At 67.6% G+C, this 18,829-nt stretch carries 21 protein-coding genes and 1 other RNA gene; 5 read left to right on the plus strand and 17 right to left on the minus strand.

The genetic code is table 11. From position 1 onward, the window contains the following. Positions 1-40: 40 nt before the first annotated feature. The 3 genes from E1832_RS20460 to mgtE are packed head-to-tail and all read right to left on the minus strand — an operon-like array spanning position 41 to position 2,882. Entirely contained in the window at positions 41-853 is an 813-nt protein-coding gene (locus tag E1832_RS20460) for a TIGR00282 family metallophosphoesterase (protein ID WP_133361643.1), read from the minus strand. 59 nt (positions 854-912) lie between these two features. Then, positions 913-1,479 (minus strand): 5-formyltetrahydrofolate cyclo-ligase, encoded by a 567-nt coding sequence (locus E1832_RS20465; protein ID WP_133361644.1) that lies wholly within the window; start codon positions 1,477-1,479, stop codon positions 913-915. Next, positions 1,476-2,882, minus strand: coding sequence for a magnesium transporter (gene mgtE, locus E1832_RS20470; RefSeq protein ID WP_133361645.1), 1,407 nt, complete (start codon positions 2,880-2,882; stop codon positions 1,476-1,478). The genes E1832_RS20465 and mgtE overlap by 4 nt, the downstream gene beginning before the upstream one ends. A gap of 136 nt (positions 2,883-3,018) precedes the next feature. Here mgtE and guaD point away from each other — a divergent pair, with 136 nt between their 5' ends. Next, entirely contained in the window at positions 3,019-4,311 is a 1,293-nt protein-coding gene (gene guaD / locus E1832_RS20475) for a guanine deaminase (RefSeq protein WP_133361646.1), read from the plus strand. A gap of 289 nt (positions 4,312-4,600) precedes the next feature. Here the strand turns inward: guaD and queF are convergent, their stop codons facing one another. From queF to E1832_RS20495, 4 genes are all read right to left on the minus strand, one after another. Beyond that, complete coding sequence (gene queF, locus E1832_RS20480; protein ID WP_133361647.1) at positions 4,601-5,068, minus strand: preQ(1) synthase; 468 nt, start codon at positions 5,066-5,068, stop codon at positions 4,601-4,603. 37 nt (positions 5,069-5,105) lie between these two features. Continuing rightward, a complete protein-coding gene (locus tag E1832_RS20485) occupies positions 5,106-6,440 on the minus strand; it encodes an 8-oxoguanine deaminase (RefSeq protein WP_133361648.1) in 1,335 nt (444 codons plus the stop codon). Between the two features lie 126 nt (positions 6,441-6,566). Further along, positions 6,567-7,358 (minus strand): histidinol-phosphatase, encoded by a 792-nt coding sequence (gene hisN / locus E1832_RS20490; protein ID WP_133361649.1) that lies wholly within the window; start codon positions 7,356-7,358, stop codon positions 6,567-6,569. Between the two features lie 78 nt (positions 7,359-7,436). Then, positions 7,437-7,808, minus strand: coding sequence for a helix-turn-helix domain-containing protein (locus tag E1832_RS20495; protein ID WP_133361650.1), 372 nt, complete (start codon positions 7,806-7,808; stop codon positions 7,437-7,439). 272 nt (positions 7,809-8,080) lie between these two features. On the opposite strand from E1832_RS20495, the gene E1832_RS20500 reads away from it, so the two are divergent. Beyond that, entirely contained in the window at positions 8,081-9,037 is a 957-nt protein-coding gene (locus tag E1832_RS20500; protein ID WP_133361651.1) for an NADPH:quinone oxidoreductase family protein, read from the plus strand. A gap of 9 nt (positions 9,038-9,046) precedes the next feature. Here E1832_RS20500 and E1832_RS20505 read toward each other — a convergent pair whose 3' ends face one another. Next, positions 9,047-9,925: a LysR family transcriptional regulator gene (locus tag E1832_RS20505; protein ID WP_133361652.1), complete on the minus strand. Its 879-nt coding sequence runs from the start codon at positions 9,923-9,925 to the stop codon at positions 9,047-9,049. Between the two features lie 126 nt (positions 9,926-10,051). Here E1832_RS20505 and E1832_RS20510 point away from each other — a divergent pair, with 126 nt between their 5' ends. Together E1832_RS20510 and E1832_RS20515 are read left to right on the plus strand one after the other, a co-directional pair. After that, complete coding sequence (locus tag E1832_RS20510) at positions 10,052-10,261, plus strand: DUF1127 domain-containing protein (protein ID WP_133361653.1); 210 nt, start codon at positions 10,052-10,054, stop codon at positions 10,259-10,261. A gap of 182 nt (positions 10,262-10,443) precedes the next feature. Further along, a complete protein-coding gene (locus tag E1832_RS20515) occupies positions 10,444-11,181 on the plus strand; it encodes a Bax inhibitor-1/YccA family protein (RefSeq protein WP_133361654.1) in 738 nt (245 codons plus the stop codon). Positions 11,182-11,269: 88 nt separating this feature from the next. Here E1832_RS20515 and E1832_RS20520 read toward each other — a convergent pair whose 3' ends face one another. From E1832_RS20520 to E1832_RS20535, 4 genes are all read right to left on the minus strand, one after another. Beyond that, entirely contained in the window at positions 11,270-12,511 is a 1,242-nt protein-coding gene (locus tag E1832_RS20520; RefSeq protein WP_133361655.1) for an Hsp70 family protein, read from the minus strand. 102 nt (positions 12,512-12,613) lie between these two features. Then, a complete protein-coding gene (locus tag E1832_RS20525) occupies positions 12,614-13,120 on the minus strand; it encodes a hypothetical protein (RefSeq protein WP_133361656.1) in 507 nt (168 codons plus the stop codon). A 215-nt stretch (positions 13,121-13,335) separates the two neighbouring features. Continuing rightward, positions 13,336-13,503: a 50S ribosomal protein L33 gene (gene rpmG, locus E1832_RS20530; protein ID WP_132831491.1), complete on the minus strand. Its 168-nt coding sequence runs from the start codon at positions 13,501-13,503 to the stop codon at positions 13,336-13,338. A gap of 132 nt (positions 13,504-13,635) precedes the next feature. After that, positions 13,636-14,283: an NAD(P)-dependent oxidoreductase gene (locus tag E1832_RS20535; RefSeq protein ID WP_245514071.1), complete on the minus strand. Its 648-nt coding sequence runs from the start codon at positions 14,281-14,283 to the stop codon at positions 13,636-13,638. Positions 14,284-14,361: 78 nt separating this feature from the next. On the opposite strand from E1832_RS20535, the gene E1832_RS20540 reads away from it, so the two are divergent. Beyond that, a complete protein-coding gene (locus E1832_RS20540) occupies positions 14,362-14,952 on the plus strand; it encodes a TetR/AcrR family transcriptional regulator (protein WP_133361657.1) in 591 nt (196 codons plus the stop codon). Here the strand turns inward: E1832_RS20540 and rnpB are convergent. From rnpB to gatC, 5 genes are all read right to left on the minus strand, one after another. After that, positions 14,950-15,354, minus strand: an RNA gene (gene rnpB, locus E1832_RS20545) — RNase P RNA component class A. The genes E1832_RS20540 and rnpB overlap by 3 nt on opposite strands. Before the next feature lie 78 nt (positions 15,355-15,432). Next, positions 15,433-16,173: an N-acetylmuramoyl-L-alanine amidase gene (locus E1832_RS20550; RefSeq protein WP_133361658.1), complete on the minus strand. Its 741-nt coding sequence runs from the start codon at positions 16,171-16,173 to the stop codon at positions 15,433-15,435. Further along, on the minus strand, positions 16,124-16,936 hold the full coding sequence (locus tag E1832_RS20555) for a hypothetical protein (protein WP_133361659.1): 813 nt from the start codon (positions 16,934-16,936) through the stop codon (positions 16,124-16,126). The genes E1832_RS20550 and E1832_RS20555 overlap by 50 nt, the downstream gene beginning before the upstream one ends. 40 nt (positions 16,937-16,976) lie before the next feature. Then, complete coding sequence (gene gatA / locus E1832_RS20560) at positions 16,977-18,464, minus strand: Asp-tRNA(Asn)/Glu-tRNA(Gln) amidotransferase subunit GatA (RefSeq protein ID WP_133361660.1); 1,488 nt, start codon at positions 18,462-18,464, stop codon at positions 16,977-16,979. Between the two features lie 3 nt (positions 18,465-18,467). After that, positions 18,468-18,755, minus strand: a complete 288-nt coding sequence (gene gatC / locus E1832_RS20565; protein ID WP_133361661.1) for an Asp-tRNA(Asn)/Glu-tRNA(Gln) amidotransferase subunit GatC — start codon at positions 18,753-18,755, stop codon at positions 18,468-18,470. Between the last annotated feature and the right edge of the window lie 74 nt (positions 18,756-18,829).

Here is an 18,829-nt window from a genome sequence, read left to right on the forward strand (position 1 = left end):
GCGGGCGCCGCTTCGCCTGCGTTCAGGATGCCGCCTGCGTTCAGGGCGCCGCCTGTTCCAGCCGTCCGCCGATGCGGACCATGCGCAGCTGTTTCGCGGCACCGGTGCGGTCGTCTGTCTCGACAAAGACACCCGACAACGTGGCCGGGCCGCCGGCGGGCGAAAAGCGCTCTTTGCCCATGCCGGTGATGAAGCGGCGCAGCGGTTCGACCTTGTCCATTCCGATGACCGAATTGTAGTCGCCGCACATGCCGGCATCGGTCAGATAGGCGGTGCCGCCGGGCAGGATCTGGGCATCGGCGGTCGGCACATGGGTGTGGGTGCCCACCACCAGGCTGGCGCGGCCGTCGCAGAAATGGCCCATCGCCATCTTTTCCGAGGTCGCCTCGCAATGCATATCGACGATCACCGCCTGCGCGATGCCGCCGCGCGGATGCGCCTTGAGCACCGGCTCGATCGCCGAGAAGGGATCGTCAAAGGGACGCTTCATGAACACCTGGCCCAGCACCTGCGCCACCAGCACCCTGCGCCCGCCGGGCGCGTCGAACAGGCGAAAGCCCTTGCCCGGCGCCGCCTTGGCGAAATTGATCGGGCGGATGATGCGCGGTTCGCGGTCGATCGCCTGCATCATGTCCTTCTGGTCGAAGGCGTGATCGCCCAGCGTGATGCAGTCGGCCCCGGCCTGCAGCAGCAGGCGGGCGTGATCGCCGCTCAGCCCCATGCCGTTGGTGGCGTTCTCGCCATTGACGACGACGAAATCGAGCTTCCAGTCGTCACGAAGGCGCGGGAGGGTCTCGGAAATCGCCGTGCGGCCCGCGCGGCCCATCACGTCACCAAGGTACAGAAGTCTCATGCGCGCTTGGTAGGGCGTGGCGAACAGGAGGGCAAGAGGCCGCCTGCGATCCGCGGGTCCTACCGCTGCGGGAAGGACAGCACCCGGGTTTCGGTCACGATCATGTCGAGCGGCTGGTCGGTGTCCTCGAGCGGCAGCGCGGCATCCTCCTGCGCGTCATAGGCAAAACCGATGGCCAGCGTGGCGCGGCGCGACCTGAGCTGCTCCAGCGTACGGTCATAGAACCCGCCGCCATAGCCCAGCCGGTTGCCCTGCGCATCGAAGGCCACCAGCGGCACGATCAGGATTTCGGGTTCGAAAAACGCCGCCACCGCCGGGATCTGCGCGCCGAACGGGCCGTCGACCAGGGCACAGTCCGGCGTCCAGTGGCTGAACCGCAGCGGCTGCCCGGCGGCCTCGATCACCGGCACGCCGACCACCCCATGGGCGGCGGCCTCGGCCATGGCCGGGCGCGGGTCGATCTCGGTCCGGATCGGCAGATAGCCCGCCAGCGGCACGGCGCGAAAGCCCGCCAGAACCGCGCTGAGATGGCCGGCAGGCCCCGGCCCCGCCGCCGCATGCGCCGCCCGGCGCCGGGCGAAGGCGGCCTTGCGCGCCGCCGCCTTGCGCGCGGCCAGACCGGTCACAACAGCACCACCGTGGCGAGCCCCAGAAAGGCGAAGAAGCCCACCACGTCGGTCACCGTGGTCACAAAGACACCCGAGGCCAGCGCCGGATCGACGCCGATCTTGTCCAGCAGGATCGGCACCGCGACCCCGGACAGCGCGGCCACGAACAGGTTGATGATCAGCGCCGCTGCGATCACCACCCCCAGCATGGGTGTGCCGAAGATCAGCGCCGTCATCGTCCCCAGCGGAACCGCCAGCGTCAGCCCGTTCAACAACCCCACCAGCATCTCGCGCCGGATCACCCGCCAGGCGTTCGACCGCGTCAGGTCGCGGGTGGCGATGGCGCGCACCGCCACGGTCAGCGACTGGGTGCCGGCATTGCCGCCCATCGAGGCGACGATCGGCATCAGCACCGCCAGCGCCACCAGCACGGCGATGGTCTCTTCGAACTGGGCGATCACCAGCGCGGCCAGCCCGGCGGTGCCAAGGTTCACCACCAGCCAGGGAATGCGCCGCTTGGTGGTGTCGATCACCCGGTCGGACAGCGAGCTTTCCTCGCCCACGCCGGCCAGGCGCAGAATGTCCTCTTCGTGCTCTTCGTCCAGCACCGTCATGGCGTCGTCGATGGTGATCATCCCCACCAGCCGCCCCTCGGCGTCGACCACCGGGGCCGAGATCAGGTGGTACTGGTTGAAGGCGTAGGCGACATCCTCTTCGTCCTGCTCCGCCGGGATGACCTGAAACACCTCTTCGGTGAGATCCCGAAGCAGCGTGTCGCGCGGCGCGCCCATCAGCTTGCCCAGGGTGACATTGGCCATGGGGTGCAGGCGCGGATCGACCAGAACGATGTGATAGAACTGCCCGGGCAGATCCTCGGAGCTGCGCAGATAGTCGATGGCCTGACCGACGTTCCAGTGTTCGGGGGCGAACACCACCTCGCGCTGCATCAGACGACCGGCGGAGTTTTCCGGATAGGTCAGCGCCTGTTGCACCGCCACCCGGTCCGCGGCCTCGAGCGCGCCGAGGATCGCGGCCTGCTGCGGCGCTTCCAGATCCTCGACCAGGTCGACGACGTCGTCGCTTTCCAGATCGCGCACCGCCTCGGCCAGCACGCTGGGATGCAGCATGCCGATCACCTCCTCGCGGATGCTCTCATCGAGCTCCGAGAGGATGTCGCCGTCGAATTCGCGGTCGTAGAGGCGGATCAGCCGGCCGCGGTCAAAGGCATTGATCTGCTCCAGAAGGTCGGCGATGTCGGCCGCGTGCAGCGGCTCCATCAGCTCGATCAGCTTGTCGCGGTCGCCAACGTCGACGGCATAGAGAATCGCCGCGATGGCACGGCGGTCGAGCGTATAGGCGCGCTCATGCCCGCCATCCTCGCGGGGGATCCCGCCTTCGACCTGATCTTCGCCTGTGCCCATGGCCCGCCCCTTACCCCGGATTGATCGCAAAATAGAAGAAGCTTCTACCAGAAAACAATGACAATGGCGGAATTTACCAGTTCCGGCGTGCACTCTAGTCTTGCTGCGGCATAATGGATCGAAAAGCGGATTTTCTATGAGTTCTGTGACAATTCTGACCGGGCGGGTCCTGTCCTTTGCGGCCACGCCCTTTGACGCGGTGCCGGAAGAGGCCGCCCGTCTCGACGCGGCGGTGGCGCTGGAGGGCGGGCGCATCGTCGCGCGCGGCAGTCTGGCCGATCTGCGCGCGGCCTACCCGCAGGCGGAGCGGCGCGATCACGGCGACAAGCTGATCTGCGCGGGGTTCATCGACCCGCATGTGCACTATCCGCAGACCGCGATGATCGCGAGCTGGGGCAAGCGGCTGATCGACTGGCTGAACAGCTATACCTTCCCCGAGGAGATGCGCTTTGCCGATCCCGCCTATGCGGCCCGGATCGCCGCGCTCTATCTCGACCTGACGACGGCGGAGGGGACCACCACCATGTGTTCCTTCTGCACCATCCACCCCGCCAGCGTGGAGGCGTTTTTCGCCGAGGCGCAGGCCCGTGGCCAGCGGGTGGTGGCGGGCAAGACCTGCATGGACCGCAACGCGCCCGAGGGGCTGCGCGACACGGCGCAATCGGGTTATGACGACAGCAAGGCGCTGCTGGAGGCCTGGCACGGGGTCGGCCGGATCTCCTATGCCATCACGCCGCGGTTCTCGCCGACCTCGACGCCGGAGCAGTTGGAGGCGATCGGCGCGCTCTGGGCCGAGCATCCGGGTTGCCTGATGCAGACCCATCTGAGCGAACAGACCGACGAGATCGCCTGGGTGAAGGAGCTGTTTCCGGCGGCCCGCGACTATCTCGACACCTATGAGCAATTCGGCCTGCTGGGCGCCAACGGGCTCTACGGTCATGCTATCCATCTGGAACCGCGCGAACGGGACCGGCTGCGCGAAGTGGGCGCGGCGCTGGTGCATTGTCCGACCTCGAACACCTTCATCGGCTCGGGCCTGTTCGACATGGCCGGGCTGATGGCGGAGGGGCAGCGGATCGGGCTTGCCACCGATACCGGCGGCGGGTCGAGTTTCTCGATGCTGCGGACCATGGCGGCGGCCTATGAGATCGGCCAGCTGCGCGGCACCCCGCTGCATGCCGCCCAGCTTCTGTGGCTGGCGACCGTCGGCTCGGCGCAGGCGCTGCGGATGGACGACCGGATCGGCAATATCGCGCCGGGGATGGAGGCCGATCTGGTGGTGCTCGACCTCGCCTCCACCCCCGCCATCGCGCAGCGGGAGGCGGAAGCGGAGGATCTGTGGGAAGCGATCTTCCCCACCATCATGATGGGCGACGACCGCGCGGTGGCCGAGGTCTGGATCGGCGGGCGGCGGGTGCGCGGCGCATAGCCCCGGCTTTTCGACACGGCCAGATCTTTGGTTTTGACCTCTGGAGCAATGCCCAACCGGAGCATCGCGCGAAACGGCGGGCACCAGTCCAAAGTGCCACAGAGGGCAGCGCCCGGCCGCGGGTGGGCGCTCAGCGGTGTGAAACCGTCACTTTATGGCAGCCAACATATCGGGCGTTTGGTCTGCGCACAGGGGATGAGGCAGCGCCCAGCCGTCCGGGCGGTCGGGCGCTGCCCGGCGGCACTTCGTGCCTTGTTCCGGGCAAAAGGCGTTTTTCCGGATACCCCGCTCAGCCCCGGCCGCGATAGGGCGGCACGCCCTGGTCGGGGATCCACACGCCCTCGGGCTGCGCCCCGGTCTGGTAGAACACGTCGATCGGGATGCCGCCGCGCGGGTACCAATAGCCGCCGATGCGCAGCCAGCGCGGCTCCAGCAGCTCGACCAGGCGTCGGGCGATCATCACCGTGCAATCCTCGTGAAAGGCGCCATGGTTGCGGAAGCTGCCCAGGAACAGCTTCAGCGACTTGCTTTCCACCAGCCAGCGGTCGGGGACGTAATCGATCATCAGGTGGGCGAAATCGGGCTGCCCCGTCATCGGACAGAGCGAGGTGAATTCCGGCGCGGTGAAGCGCACGCAATAGTCCACATCCGCCTGCGGATTCGGCACCCGTTCCAGCACCGCCTGTTCCGGCGAGGCGGGCAGATCGGCCTTCTGGCCGAGCTGGGTGAGGCCGGCATATGTGTTCTGGTCGGACATGGGGGCGGTCCTTGCTTCTTCTTCGGGCGCTGCGCGGTCAGTCACGCAGGCCGCGGGCCAGCCGGTTCTGTCTTTCGACGACAGTGGGCAGGTCGATGGTTGCGATATGGCCGTCCCTTACCACCTGCCGGCCCTCGACGAAAAGGTGTTTGACGCGTGTGGGTCCGGCCAGCAGCAGCGCGGCGGGATCCCAGCTGCCGGCGCTGTCGATGCCGGTGACATCCCAGAGCGCGATATCGGCGCGTTTGCCCACCTCCAGCCGGCCACAATCGGCGCGGCCCAGCACATCGGCGCCGCCGCGGGTGGCGATCTCCAGCGCCTCGCGCGCGCTCATCGCGTCGGCGCCGTTCGCCACCCGTTGCAGCAGCATCGACTGGCGCGCCTCGAGGATCAGATTGCCGGCATCGTTTGAGGCCGAGCCATCGACACCCAGCCCCACCGGCACGCCCGCGTCGCGCATCGCCCGTACCGGCGCGATGCCGGAGCCGAGGCGGCAGTTGGAACAGGGGCAGTGGGCAACCCCGGTTTGGGTGCGGGCGAAAAGGTCGATCTCCGCCCCATCGAGCTTGACGCAATGGGCGTGCCAGACGTCGGGTCCGGTCCAGCCCAGATCCTCGGCATATTGCCCCGGCCGACAGCCAAAATTGGCCAGGCTATAGGCGACATCCTCTTCATTCTCGGCCAGGTGGGTGTGCAGCATCACGCCCTTGTCCCGGGCCAGCAGGGCGGCGTCGCGCATCAGATCACGGCTGACCGAGAAGGGGGAACAGGGGGCGATGCCGACGCGCACCATTGCGCCCTCGCGCGGGTCATGAAAGGCGTCGATCACCCGGACGGCGTCCTCGAGGATATCCGCCTCGCGCTCGACCAGCGTGTCGGGGGGCAGCCCGCCGTCGCTTTCGCCGATGCTCATCGCGCCGCGCGTGGGGTGAAAGCGCAGGCCGATCTCGCCCGCCGCCGCGATGGTGTCGTCGAGCTGCGCGCCGCCCGGGTAGAGATAGAGGTGGTCGGAGGTGAGCGAACAGCCCGAGAGCGCCAGTTCGGCCAGCCCGGTGAGGGCCGAGGTATAGATTTCCTCAGGCCCGAAACGCGCCCAGATCGGGTAAAGCGCCTTCAACCAACCGAACAACAGCGCGTCCTGCCCGCCGGGCACCGCGCGGGTCAGGCTCTGGTAGAGATGGTGATGGGTGTTGACGAGGCCGGGGGTGACGGCGCAGCCGGCGGCCTCCACCACCTCGCCCATGGTGGTCAGGCCGGGGCCGATGGCGGCGATGACGCCGTCACGGATCAGGATGTCCGCGCCCGGCAGTTCGCGGCGTGCATCGTCCATGGTCAGGATGCTGTCGGCGTTTCGGATCAGGATTTCGGTCATTTTGCGCACACTCCGGGTCTGGCCTGTTTCGGTTCCGAAGTGTGACGTGGCGCCGACAGAACACGGGCAAAGGACTCGGCGCCGGGGACAGAGATTAGCCGCGGCGGGCCGGGCGCGCAAGCCGGGTCAGACCCGGCGCAGGATCTCCAGCGCGGCTTGGTGCAAGATAGGGTTCGCGGCGGCCAGAACCCGGCCGCCATCGTGCACCGGGCCGCCCTGCCAGTCGGTGACAAGACCGCCGGCGGCCTCGATCACCGCGATCGGGGCGTGGATGTCATAGGAATTGAGCCCGGCCTCGATCACCAGGTCGATCTGCCCCGCGGCCAGCAGCGCATAGGCGTAGCAATCCATGCCATAGCGGGTCAGGCGCACGCGGCCGGCGACGGCGTCGAACCCGGCGCGTTCCTCTGGCGTTCCGACCTCGGGGAAGGTGGTGAAGAGAATCGCCTGATCCAGCGACGCGGTGGCGCGGGTGGCAAGCGGGGTGCGGCCCCGCGGACCGTCGAGAACCGCCAGCCCGGGCGCCCCGGTAAAACGCTCGCCGGTATAGGGCTGGTCGATGATCCCCAGTTCCGGACCCTCCGCCCCGGACAGTGCGATCAGCACGCCCCAGGTCGGCGTTCCGCTGAGAAAGCCGCGGGTGCCGTCGATCGGGTCCAGCACCCAGGTGCGGCCGCTGCGGCCTGGCCGGGCGCCGAATTCCTCGCCCAGAATGCCGTCCTCGGGGCGATGCCGGGCGAGAATCGCGCGCATCGCCTGTTCGGCGGCACGGTCAGCCTCGGTCACCGGATCGAAACCGCCGGCATCCTTGTTTTCGGTGCCGAGGTCGGGGTGGCGGAAATAGGGAAGAATCACCTCGCGGGCGGTGTCTGCCAGCATGTTGGCGATATCGAGATCGGTCAGGGCAGTCTGTGTCATGGCCGATCAGGTGCCACGCGCCCCTGCCGGATGCAAGCACGGGCGCGCAAACAGGTCGCGGACGAGTCTCTGCGGCGGTCAGGCCACGTCGCTGAGGACGCGGGCCAGGTCGAACAGACGGCGACGCTGGTTCTCGGGGATCGCGTAGTAGGAACGCACCAGATCCAACGCCTCCTTGTCGCCCATCAGGTCGGCGGGGATGTCGGATTTGTCGCCGGTTTCCTTGGCGGCCACTTCCAGCCCCTCGAAAAAGAAACTGACCGGTACGCTCAGCGCCTCGGCAATATCCCACAACCGCGACGCGCTGATCCGGTTGGCGCCAGTCTCGTATTTCTGAATCTGCTGGAACTTGATCCCGACCTTTTCGGCCAATTGTTGTTGTGTCATTCCGACCAGCCATCGACGGTGGCGCACACGTTTGCCCACATGGACATCAACCTGGTGTGGCATGGCAATCTCCCTAAATTAACTCTCGCGTCTTGGGCGAACGGCTCAACCCCACCACCGTAATTCGCAAAGGCGGCGACACGGAACCGATACCACAATGCCCGCGCGCCACATCCGCACCCAAAATAAGTGTACGGTCTTTCCGGGTAATTTCAAGTCAGTTGATTAACCGACCAATCGATTTACCCTGCGGTTGTGGTACTGGTGAAGCCGGCGCCGGTTTGGCAAAAGAACGACGGCCCAGGCCTGTTTCGGTTCATTTGCATGAGGATGATATGCGCGCCTATCACATCGAGGCCCCGGGCGGGACGGCCCGGCTGACCGATCTTGCGGTGCCCGATCCGGGGCCCGGGACGGTCCGCGTCGCGATCCGGGCCTGCGGGCTGAACTTTGCCGATCTGCTGATGCAGAAGGGCACCTATCAGGATACGCCCGCCGCCCCCTTCACCCTGGGAATGGAGGTCGCCGGCGTCATCGACGCCGTTGGACCCGGGGTGTCCGGCCTGGCCCCCGGCGACCGGGTGGCGGTCTATTCCGGCCAGGGCGGGCTGGCCGAATACGGTGTGTTCGAGGCCGCCCGGGCGGTGAAACTTCCGGCTGGAATGACGTTTGAGCATGCCGCCGCCTTCCAGATCGCCTATGGCACCAGCCACATGGCGCTGGACTATCGGGCCCGATTGCAGCCCGGCGAAACACTGCTGGTGACGGGCGCCGCCGGCGGTGTCGGGCTGACCGCGGTCGAGATCGGCAAGCTGATGGGCGCCACTGTGATCGCCCAGGCGCGCGGGGCGGACAAGCTCGAGGCGGCCCGGGCGGCGGGGGCCGATCACCTGATCGACGCCTCCGAGGATCTGCGCGCCCGGGTGCTGGCGCTGGGCGGCGCGGACGTGGTCTATGACGCGGTGGGCGGCGATACCTTCAAGGCCGCCTTTCGCGCCTGCAACCCCGAGGCGCGGCTGTTGCCGATCGGCTTTGCCTGCGGCGAGGTGCCGCAGATTCCGGCCAATCACCTCCTGGTGAAAAACCTCACCGTGATCGGATTCTATATCGGCGGCTACCTGAAATTCCGCCCCGAGGCGGTCACGCAGAGCCTGACGACTCTGATCGGCTGGTATCTGGCGGGGCGGCTGAACCCGCATGTCAGCCATGTGCTGCCGCTGGACCGGGTCGAAGAGGGCATGACGCTGCTGCGCGAGCGCCGCTCCACCGGCAAGGTGGTGATCAGGATCTAGGCCGGCGCCTCACTCGGCCGCGCGCAGGGACGCTCCGGCATAGCTGCGAATCGTCTGCCGGATCAGCGCGGCCAGCTCGCCCACCAACGGGTTCGCCGCCACGTCCCGTACGTACAGGTTGATCCTGTGCGCCGGCAATTCGGGCAGCGCGCCGCCGTGATCGACCTTTTCCAGGTGCCGCGGTTCAGAGCCGTCGAGCATGGCGGTCAGGGCCAGGTCGGCGCTGACCGTCGCCTCGATGGTGCGATCGGAGTCCGATTCGACCGCCAGCTCCCAGTCGATGCCGGCCCGGTTCAGCGCCTCGATCGCCTCGGGACGGAACATGCAGTGCCGCCCGAAGGCCAGCCGCAGCGGCCGCTGCCGCCAGCACGACCCCCCCGGCGCGCCGACCCAGTTCAGCGGCAGTTCGGCGATGGTCTCGCTGCCCTCGCTGCTGTTCGGTTCGGTGGTCAGGATCAGGTCGCATTCGCCGCGGCCATAGGCATGCTTGAGCTGGCGGCTGTAAGAGGACAGCAGCTGCACCTTGACCCTGGGAAACCCGGCGTTGAACCGCTGCAGCACCCGCGGGATCGCCGGATAGACGATGTCATGGGGGACACCCAGCACGATCTCGCCCTCGAAGGCCTGATCGGTCAGCCGTCCGATCACCTCGTCGTTCAGCGCCACCATGCGCCGCGCATAGCCCAGCAGCTGATCGCCCGCCGCTGTCAGCGCGATGGTCCGTCCCGAGCGGTCGAGCAATTGCAGACCGAGCAGCTCCTCCAGCCGCTTGAGCTGCATCGACACCGCCGATTGGGTCAGATGCAGATAGCCGGCCGCGCGGGTTACGCCGCCATTGTCGGCGACCGCCACAAAGGAGCGCAAGGTGGTGACGTCGAGGTTCCGCATTATCACAATCCTTGATGCATTGGATCAAAAACATTCGCTTTCAATATGGATCAGACCCCCCATATAAATCAAGGAAATTGATACAACACCTCGAAACCATCACATAACCCGGAAAGGACACCAGTGATGACCTTTACCACCGCCTCTCACCGCCGCTCCGCTCGCCGCCCCTCTGTGCTGAGCGGTCTGCCCCGCCTTTTTGCAGTCTGGCGCCAGCGCCGCGTTCTGGAAACGCTCGATGACCGGGCGCTCGAGGACATCGGCGTGACCCGCGCCGAAGCCAAGGCCGAAGCGCGCCGCACCTTCTGGGACGCCCCGACGACCTGGCGCTGCTGACGATTTTCCCATCCCCGTGGGACTGGCCGCCGCCCCCTGTGGGCGCGCGGCCTTTTTTGCTGCGCCAAAAGGCGGAATTCGTCACTGAATTGCTTGAAAAAGATGCCACGACCTCCAATATTTAGCCCATGAAAACCGTCTGCCCGTGCAGGCGGCCCAACAGGATTTACTGGAGACCATAAATGGCTGAATTCGATACAATCCGGACGGCTGCCGGCACCCGCGCTGCCCAGATTGACGCGGGCCTGCGCGCCCATATGAACAAGGTCTACAGCACCATGTCCGTCGGCATGCTGTTGACCTTTGCCGTGGCCTGGGCCGTGGGCACCAGCCCGCAACTGCTGGGCGTGTTCCGCGACCCGGTGACCCTTCAGCCCAACATTCTGGGCTGGATCGTGATGTTCGCGCCGCTGATCATGGTGTTCGCCTTCGGCGCGGCGGTGAACCGGCTGTCCGCCGCCGGCGCGCAGCTGTTCTTCTACGCCTTCGCCTCGGTGATGGGCCTGAGCCTGAGCTGGATCTTCGTCGCCTTCACCGGCTTTTCCATCGCCCAGGTGTTCCTGGTGACCTCGATCGCCTTCGCGGGCCTCAGCCTGTGGGGCTACACCACCAAAAAGGACATCTCGGGTTGGGGCGCGTTCCTGATCATGGGTGTGATCGGCCTGATCGTGGCCTCGATCATCAACATCTTCCTCGGCTCGCCCGCGATCATGTTCGCGATTTCGATCCTGGGTGTGCTGATCTTCGCCGGTCTGACCGCCTATGACACCCAGAACATCAAGACCACCTATCTCCAGCACGCCCACACCGGCGACAGCGAGTGGCTGGGCAAGGCCGCCATCATGGGCGCGCTGAGCCTCTACCTGGACTTCATCAACATGTTCATGTTCCTGCTGCAACTGATGGGCAACCGCGAGTAACAGCGACGAACCTGTACCTACCGAGGGCCGGTCTTTACGACCGGCCCTTTTCTTTTGGCGTTCCGCTCAGGTTCTTTCGGTGCGTTTCTCAGCGCAGGGTGGCCAGCGCCAGCCCGTCGACCACCGCCGTGAAGGCCTCGGACCGCAGGATCCCGGCACCGGGGCAGAGCGCGCGGGCCTCATCGGCGACAAAGCCCATCAGGCTGGAGCCGCCGACCAGAATGACCCGCCCGACCGCGCCGGGGGCGACCCCGGCCAGGGCCAGCGTCTCGGCCGCCGCCCCGCGCAGCAGCGCCCGGTTCTCGGCCAGCGCCGCGTCCAGACCTTCGGGCGAGACGGTCTCGCTCAGCCCCGGCTCGATAAAGCCCATGGCGATCCGCCCCGGCCCCTCGCCGCCGTTTGCCGCGATCTTGCCCCGTTCCACCGCGAAGGCGAGCTCATGGCCCAGCTCCATCTCCAGCACCGTGCCCAGGCGCGCCATCTTCTGCCGATCGACCGCGAGCCGGACCATGTCGGCCACCATCCGCCGCGTCTCTGGCGTGTAGAGAAACGGGATCTTGGCCCAGGTCGCCAGATCGACGTAGGGGGCGCGCGGCACCGGCAACAGCCCTGCCCCCATCTGCCGGCGCAAATGCCCGCCAAGGCCCAGTTGCGGCATGGCATGGGTCAATGAGACCGCCTGATCGAAATCGGTCCCGCCCAGGCGGATCCCGTGATTGGCCAGGATCTCCGGCCCTGCCGCACCACTGCGGAACACCGAGAAGTCCGAGGTGCCGCCGCCAATGTCGACGATCAGCCCGATCCCCTCGGCCGTGCCCAGCCCCTGACAGGCCAGCGCCGCCGCCTCCGGTTCGGCCAGAAAGGCGACCTCGTCAAAGCCAGCGGCCAGGTAGCAGGCGCGCAGGTCGGCCTCGGCGCGCGCGTCCTTGTCCGGGTCGGCGGAATGGAAATGCACCGGCCGCCCCGACAGCGCCCGGCGGAAGCTCAGCCCGGTCGCCGCTTCGGAGCGCTGGCGCAATGCGGTGAGGAAATCGGTGACGATCCCGGCCAGGGTGCGGCGGCGGCCGCCGATCAGGCGTTTCTCATGCAGCAGCGGCAGGCCCAGAACGCTTTTCAGCGCGCGCATGTAACGCCCGTCCTCGCCGGCGATGAGCGCATCGGAGGCCGCCGCGCCGATCCGCATCGGCCCCTCGTCGGCGGGAAAGAACACCGCCGTCGGCAGCGTCTCGGCCCCCCGCTCGACAGGGATGCGATAGATCCCATGCGCAAAGGGCACCGCGGCGGCGGAATTGGAGGTTCCGAAATCGATTGCGAGCGTCTGTGTCTGCATGGCCCCACCTGTCCGAGAGGGGGGCGCTGCTAACCGAGTTTCAGGGCGGGGGCAAGCCCGATGCGCGGCCCGGCGCGGGTCCGGTCCCGATGACCTGACGGATCAGCGGCAGTCCAGCGGCACCGCCAGTCCGGCATGTTCCATCGGGCGGTCGCGGCGATAGGTCGGACCGGCTGCCAGGCAGCCGGTCAGGCGCGGCACCGCGCCGGCAAAGGCCGCGCCGGCGTCATCGGCGAAACGCCCGCGCCGCCCCTCGGGCAGGCGCAGCACCGCATGCAGCACACCATTCACCTCGACCGTGCTGAGCATCATCGGCGCACCGCCCAGCGTGGCCGGAACCGCCGTGGTCCCGGTCTGGCCGCCATGGGCGATCGCCGTTGCGGCGAGGGCGCCGGGATCGCCGTCCCCGACCCGCAGCCGCTGCGGCGGGCGGGCCGCCAGCGCCTGGATCGGCCCCGCCGCACGGGTTACCGTGCCGCCGGTCCGGGTGGCAGAGGCTTTCGGTTCTCCGTCGATGCCGGTGAACCCGATGCCGCGCTGATAGTTGAGCCCGGTGCAGGCCGAAAGCGCGGTACAGATCAGACAGGCGGAGGCGAGAAGACGTTTCATGTGCAATGCCGGAACCAGGACAGGATGGGCGCCACGCTAGCGCCAATGGCAACCCGATGACAAGCGGGCGGCACGCCGCGCTCACAGATCCGGTGCCCTCCGGGGTCGCGGGGCCGGCACAGGTCAAGGGCAAAGGGTACAGGGGAGGCCCCCCGAAAAAGCAAAAGGGCCACGCAATCGCGTGACCCTTTGCAAACGTCTGGTGTCAGGCAGGATTACTTGATCTTGCCTTCCTTGTACTCCACGTGCTTGCGGACTACGGGGTCGTATTTGCGTACCACCATTTTCTCGGTCATGGTGCGGGCGTTTTTCTTGGCCACATAAAAATGGCCGGTGCCTGCGGTCGAGTTCAGGCGGATTTTGATGGTCGTCGGCTTCGCCATTGGGTCTCTCCTGCGCCGGGCACAGCCGCGCCCGTGAAATTCTCATGAAGCCTGCCTTTTACCGATGGCAGCCCCCGAGTCAACCGGGTTTTCGCCGCCCCGTGCGGCAGATCCGCCCGGAAACCGCCGCAGTCAGTAAGAAATGCCCACCGCCTGCCGCAGATAGCGCCCGTCGCACAGCTGGCGGCGCAGGAAATCGGCCACCTCGGCGCGGGGGATCTTCAGCCGCAGCGCGCGGTCGCCGGGGCGGACAGCCTCCTTGAAGGCGCCGGGCACCGGGACATCGGTAAAGGCGCTGGGGCGCACGATGGTCCAGTCGAGCCCGCTGGCGCGCACCAGCATCTCCTGCAGTTCATGGTCGCGGAACACCGGCGCCAGCAGCGCGCCGAACATGATCCGTTTCCAGAAAAAGTTCAGGTTGCTCCAGCTTTCATGCGCGCCCAGCGTCGACTGGCAGATCAGCCGCCGCACGCCATGGGCCTGCATCGCCTGGATCACGTTCATGGTGGCGTCCGAGCGGACCGTACCCTTGCGCGACATGCCCGCCCCGATGGTGATCACCGCTGCGTCCTGCCCCCGCATGGCGGCATGGACCGCCGCGCGGTCGGTGGCGTCGCCGGGGCGCAGCGTCAGATTCTCATGGCGCAGCGCCAGTTTCTCCGGATGGCGGGCAAAGGCGGTGACGTGATGGCCCTCCTCGATCATGCGGGTCACGGCGAGGCGCCCGATGGTTCCGGTGGCCCCGAAAACGATGATCTTCATGGGGGTGATGGGCTGCATAGGATGTCTCCTGTCTGGCAATCGTGACTTTACACCGTGTAAAGTTGACATCACGTCAATTAAGAGTACCTTGTCTTCATGTCAAGTGAAAATCCCACCACCCGAATCCGAATCCTCGACGCCGCCTGGAAACTGCTGGAGTCCGGCGCCGCGCGCGGCGTGCGCATGTCCGATATCGCCAAGGCCGCCGGGATCAGCCGGCAGGCGCTTTACCTGCATTTTCCCAGCCGGGCCGAATTGCTGGTGGCCACCACCCGCCATGTGGACGCCGTCAAGGATGTGGATGCGCGGCTGGCCGAAAGCCGGTCCGCGACCGGGCCGGCCCGGCTTGATGCCTTTGTCGCGGCCTGGGGCGGCTATATCCCCGAGATCCACGGCGTGATCCGGGCGCTGGCGGCGATGATGGAAACCGACGCCGAGGCCCGCGCGGCCTATGACGACCGGATGGCGGCGGTGCGCCACGGCTGCGTCGCGGCGGTGGCGGCGCTGACGGCAGAGGGATGCCTCACCCCGCATCTGTCCGCGGATGAGGCCGCCGATCTGCTCTGGACCCTGCTGTCGGTCGAGACATGGGCGCGGCTGACGCAGGACTGCGGCTGGACTCAGGCGCAGTATGTCGCGGCAATGCAACGGACCGCGCGCGCGGCGCTGATGCGGCAGGAAATTTAGCGCGGAGGGCCTGTAAGCCGGATTTTGTTCAGGGGTTGCCCCCGTCGATGACCATTCATCTGGGACGCGGCTCGCGCCGCGCCTCGTGCTGCCAACCCGACCCCTCTCGGCTGAAGCGGGCCTAGCGGCGGTTTCCCCATGGGTTGCCCCCGGGGACCGGCCCGCGCGGGGGTCCTATTTGGCATTGCTCCCGGTGGGGCTTGCCGTGCCGCCCCTGTTGCCAAGGGCGCGGTGGGCTCTTACCCCACCGTTTCATCCTTACCATGCCAGGGCATGGCGGTTTCTTTTCTGTGGCGCTTTCCGTCGGGTTACCCCGCCCGGGCGTTACCCGGCACCGTTGCTTCAGGGAGTCCGGACTTTCCTCGACGCCCCGAAGGCCGCCGCGGCCATCCGGCCCTCCGCGCTGAAGGGGAGATAGGGGCTCGGGGGGGCGGCGTCAATCGGCAGGTTCCGGTCCGGCAGTCGTCGGACCGGATCCGGTCAGGCAAGCGGGGCCTCCTGCGCCGCAACAAACCCCGCCAGCGCATCCATGTCCGCCTGTGCCAGCGGCCCGCGGCCCCAGGGGCGGATCCGGTACCGCACCGCGGTCAGCAGATCGTCGTCCGCCGCCCCGTCCGGATAGCCCGCCCGCCGCGCCAGCGCGCGAAAGCGGTCGGCCGCCACCGCGCCGCCCTGCCCCGGCCCATGGTCCAAATGAGTCAGCGCCAGCCCCTCGCGGGCCAGCCGCGCCCAGTCAAACCGCGGGCCGGGATCCCATTTGCGCCCCGGCGCCATGTCGGAATGGCCGATCACCCCCGCCGGCCCGATGCCCCAGCGCGCCAGGATGCCGGGCAGCAGCGCCCCCAGCGCCGCCATCTGCGGCTCGGAAAACGGATGGGTGCCGAGATTGTCCAGCTCGATCCCGATCGAGCGGGAGTTGATGTCATCGCGGCCCCGCCAGGCCCCTGCCCCGGCGTGCCAGGCGCGATCCGCCTCGCGCACCATCTGCCAGAGCGTACCGTCGGCCCCGATCAGGTAGTGCGCCGAAACCTCGGCCGCCGGGTCGCAGAGCCGCTCCAGCGCCGCCCCGGCGGATTTCATCGCGGTGTAGTGCAGGACCACCAACGACGGGCGCAACCCGTCGCGGCGGTCGCCGAAATTGGGAGAGGGATGCCAGCGCGGCGTCACCGGATCAGTTCGTGACCGCCTCGCGGAACGGTGCCGGATCCCAGCCGCAGGCATAGCCGTCGCCGTCCGGGTCCAGCCCCAGCCGGTCCCGCTTGGGTCCGCCCTTGGACAAAAAGGCCATCTGCGCCAGATCGGCCGAGCCGTATTTTGCGCAGTTGCGCGCCGTCCGCGCCTTGCTATTCAGCCCGCCCCGGGAATAAAGCTGCGCGCCGCGCGGATTATTTGTCTGCAGCGCATATTCGACGATATTGGGCTGCGCGTCGCCGGGCCGGCGCGGGATCGCCGTCGGTTCGACCTCGGTGTACAGCTGGCGGTTGCGGGCGATGCGGTCGGCATCGCTCTGGATGCTTTCGCGCGAGGCGACCGCCTGAAAATCGTTCTCGTCGGAAATGCCCGGGTTGTTGACGATCGCGGGCGCCGGATTCGACGGGCTGGCCTGCACCGGCATCACGCCGGAATTGCCGCGCGCCGCCTGCAGCGCGGCGGCGGTCTCGGCGGCGATATCCTCGGCGCTGTCGCCGGAGCTGACCGGGCTGCCGCCGCTGCCGGTCAGGGTGGCACCGGCCGTGGCCGTCTGCACCGGCACCGTTTGCTGCACCGGGGTCTGGGCCGGCACCGTGCCGGCGGCCGAGAGCGGCTCGGACGACACCGCCATCGGCGGCTCCACGGTGGTTGTCGTCGGCGCCGCCCCGCTCAGCGCCGCCTCGCGGGCGCGCCGGGCCTCGATCGAATTCTCGAACCCGACTCCGCTGTCCGGAACCGCCGGTGCACAGGCACTCAAACCGCCCAGCATCAGGGCTACATAGATGAAACGCATGGCTGCCGTCCTGCCGTTTTTGGTCTTGTTGACCCGCGTTTTACCACCATTTCCCCGGTTTGGCCACAAATCCGGCCGCCTGCTCCAGGGCATAGGCGGTGTTCAGCAGGTCGCCCTCTTCCCACGGCCGCCCGATCAGTTGCAGCCCCAGCGGCAGCCCCTGATGATCGATCCCCGTGGGCACCGCGATGCCCGGCAGCCCGGCCAGGTTGACGGTGACGGTGAAGACGTCGTTGAGGTACATCTGAACCGGGTCGGCCTGCCCCATCTCGCCCAGCCCGAAGGCGGCGGACGGCGTGGCCGGCGTCAGGATCGCGTCGACGCCCTGGGCAAAGGCATCCTCGAAATCCTTCTTGATCAGGGTGCGGACCTTGCGGGCGCGGTTGTAATAGGCGTCGTAGAACCCGGCGGAGAGTACATAGGTCCCCACCATCACCCGGCGCTGCACCTCGGCGCCGAATCCCTCGGCGCGGGTCTTTTCGTACATCTCGGTGATGCCGTCGCCGTGGGCCAGCGTGGCGCGGTGGCCATAGCGGACCCCGTCGTAGCGCGCCAGGTTCGAGGAGGCCTCGGCGGGCGCGATCACATAATAGGCGGGCAGCGCGTATCTGGTGTGCGGCAGGCTGATGTCGACGATCTCGGCGCCAGCCGATTTCAGCATCTCTGCCCCCTCGTGCCACAGCGCCTCGATCTCCTCGGGCATGCCGTCCATGCGGTATTCCTTGGGAATGCCGATCCTCTTGCCTCGGATGTCGCCGGTCAGCAACGCCTCGAAATCCGGCACCGCCAGATCGACCGAGGTGGAGTCCCTGGGGTCATGGCCGGCCATCGCGCCCAGCATGATCGCGGCGTCGCGCACCGATTTGGTCATCGGCCCGGCCTGATCGAGCGAGCTGGCAAAGGCCACGATGCCCCAGCGCGAGCAGCGGCCATAGGTGGGTTTCAGACCGACGGTGCCGGTAAAGGCCGCCGGCTGACGGATCGAGCCGCCGGTATCGGTGCCGGTCGCGGCCAGGCACAGATCGGCGGCCACCGCGGCGGCCGAGCCGCCGGACGAGCCGCCCGGCGTCAACTGGGTGTCATCGTTGCCGCGCCGCCAAGGGCTGACCGCATTGCCATAGACGCTGGTCTCATTGGACGAGCCCATCGCGAACTCGTCCATGTTGAGCTTGCCCAGCATCACCGCGCCGGCATCGGCCAGTTGCTGGCTGACGGTCGATTCGTATTCCGGCAGGAACCCTTCGAGGATGCGGCTGCCAGCCTGACTGGGCACCCCCTTGGTGCAGAACAGATCCTTGATCCCGATCGGCAGGCCGCACATCGCCGGCGCATCGCCCGCGCCGATCCGCGCGTCCGCCGCCCGGGCGCGCTCCAGCGCGATCTCGGGGGTCTTGTGGACAAAGGCGTTAAGCGCATCGGCGGCTTCGATCTCCGACAGGCAGGCCTCGGTCAGCTCGACCGACGTGACATCACCCTTGCGCAGCGCATCGCGCGCCTCGGCCAGACCCAGTTTGTTCAGATCGCTCATGTCTTACTCCACAACCTTGGGCACCGCGAAGAACCCCTCGCGCGCGTCGGGGGCATTGGACAGGATCTTGTCCTGCTGGTTGCCATCGGTCACCACGTCCTTGCGCCGCTTGAGCCGCATCGGCGTGACGCCGGTCATCGGCTCGACGCCCTCGACATCGACCTCGCCCAGCTGCTCGATAAAGCCCAGGATTGTGTTGAACTCGCCGGCCAGCGCCGGCAGCGCATCCTCCTCGACCCGGATACGGGCAAGCTTGGCCACGCGGGCGGCGGTGCTTTCGTCAATCGACATGGAAGACCTCTCGTTGTACCAGTGCGGCGTTTACCCCTCCGGCGCGCCGTCTTCAAGACTGTCCATCGCCGCGC

Source organism: Antarcticimicrobium luteum (genome assembly GCF_004358185.1).
GTDB lineage: Bacteria > Pseudomonadota > Alphaproteobacteria > Rhodobacterales > Rhodobacteraceae > Antarcticimicrobium > Antarcticimicrobium luteum.

Coding starts and splice junctions, on each gene's coding strand:
- E1832_RS20460 (WP_133361643.1), bottom strand. CDS start 853: ATGAGACTTCTGTACCTTGGTGACGTGATGGGCCGCGCGGGCCGCACG.
- mgtE (WP_133361645.1), bottom strand. CDS start 2,882: ATGGGCACAGGCGAAGATCAGGTCGAAGGCGGGATCCCCCGCGAGGAT.
- guaD (WP_133361646.1), top strand. CDS start 3,019: ATGAGTTCTGTGACAATTCTGACCGGGCGGGTCCTGTCCTTTGCGGCC.
- queF (WP_133361647.1), bottom strand. CDS start 5,068: ATGTCCGACCAGAACACATATGCCGGCCTCACCCAGCTCGGCCAGAAG.
- E1832_RS20485 (WP_133361648.1), bottom strand. CDS start 6,440: ATGACCGAAATCCTGATCCGAAACGCCGACAGCATCCTGACCATGGAC.
- hisN (WP_133361649.1), bottom strand. CDS start 7,358: ATGACACAGACTGCCCTGACCGATCTCGATATCGCCAACATGCTGGCA.
- E1832_RS20495 (WP_133361650.1), bottom strand. CDS start 7,808: ATGCCACACCAGGTTGATGTCCATGTGGGCAAACGTGTGCGCCACCGT.
- E1832_RS20500 (WP_133361651.1), top strand. CDS start 8,081: ATGCGCGCCTATCACATCGAGGCCCCGGGCGGGACGGCCCGGCTGACC.
- E1832_RS20505 (WP_133361652.1), bottom strand. CDS start 9,925: ATGCGGAACCTCGACGTCACCACCTTGCGCTCCTTTGTGGCGGTCGCC.
- E1832_RS20510 (WP_133361653.1), top strand. CDS start 10,052: ATGACCTTTACCACCGCCTCTCACCGCCGCTCCGCTCGCCGCCCCTCT.
- E1832_RS20515 (WP_133361654.1), top strand. CDS start 10,444: ATGGCTGAATTCGATACAATCCGGACGGCTGCCGGCACCCGCGCTGCC.
- E1832_RS20520 (WP_133361655.1), bottom strand. CDS start 12,511: ATGCAGACACAGACGCTCGCAATCGATTTCGGAACCTCCAATTCCGCC.
- E1832_RS20525 (WP_133361656.1), bottom strand. CDS start 13,120: ATGAAACGTCTTCTCGCCTCCGCCTGTCTGATCTGTACCGCGCTTTCG.
- rpmG (WP_132831491.1), bottom strand. CDS start 13,503: ATGGCGAAGCCGACGACCATCAAAATCCGCCTGAACTCGACCGCAGGC.
- E1832_RS20535 (WP_245514071.1), bottom strand. CDS start 14,283: ATGCAGCCCATCACCCCCATGAAGATCATCGTTTTCGGGGCCACCGGA.
- E1832_RS20540 (WP_133361657.1), top strand. CDS start 14,362: ATGTCAAGTGAAAATCCCACCACCCGAATCCGAATCCTCGACGCCGCC.
- E1832_RS20550 (WP_133361658.1), bottom strand. CDS start 16,173: ATGCCTGCGGCTGGGATCCGGCACCGTTCCGCGAGGCGGTCACGAACT.
- E1832_RS20555 (WP_133361659.1), bottom strand. CDS start 16,936: ATGCGTTTCATCTATGTAGCCCTGATGCTGGGCGGTTTGAGTGCCTGT.
- gatA (WP_133361660.1), bottom strand. CDS start 18,464: ATGAGCGATCTGAACAAACTGGGTCTGGCCGAGGCGCGCGATGCGCTG.
- gatC (WP_133361661.1), bottom strand. CDS start 18,755: ATGTCGATTGACGAAAGCACCGCCGCCCGCGTGGCCAAGCTTGCCCGT.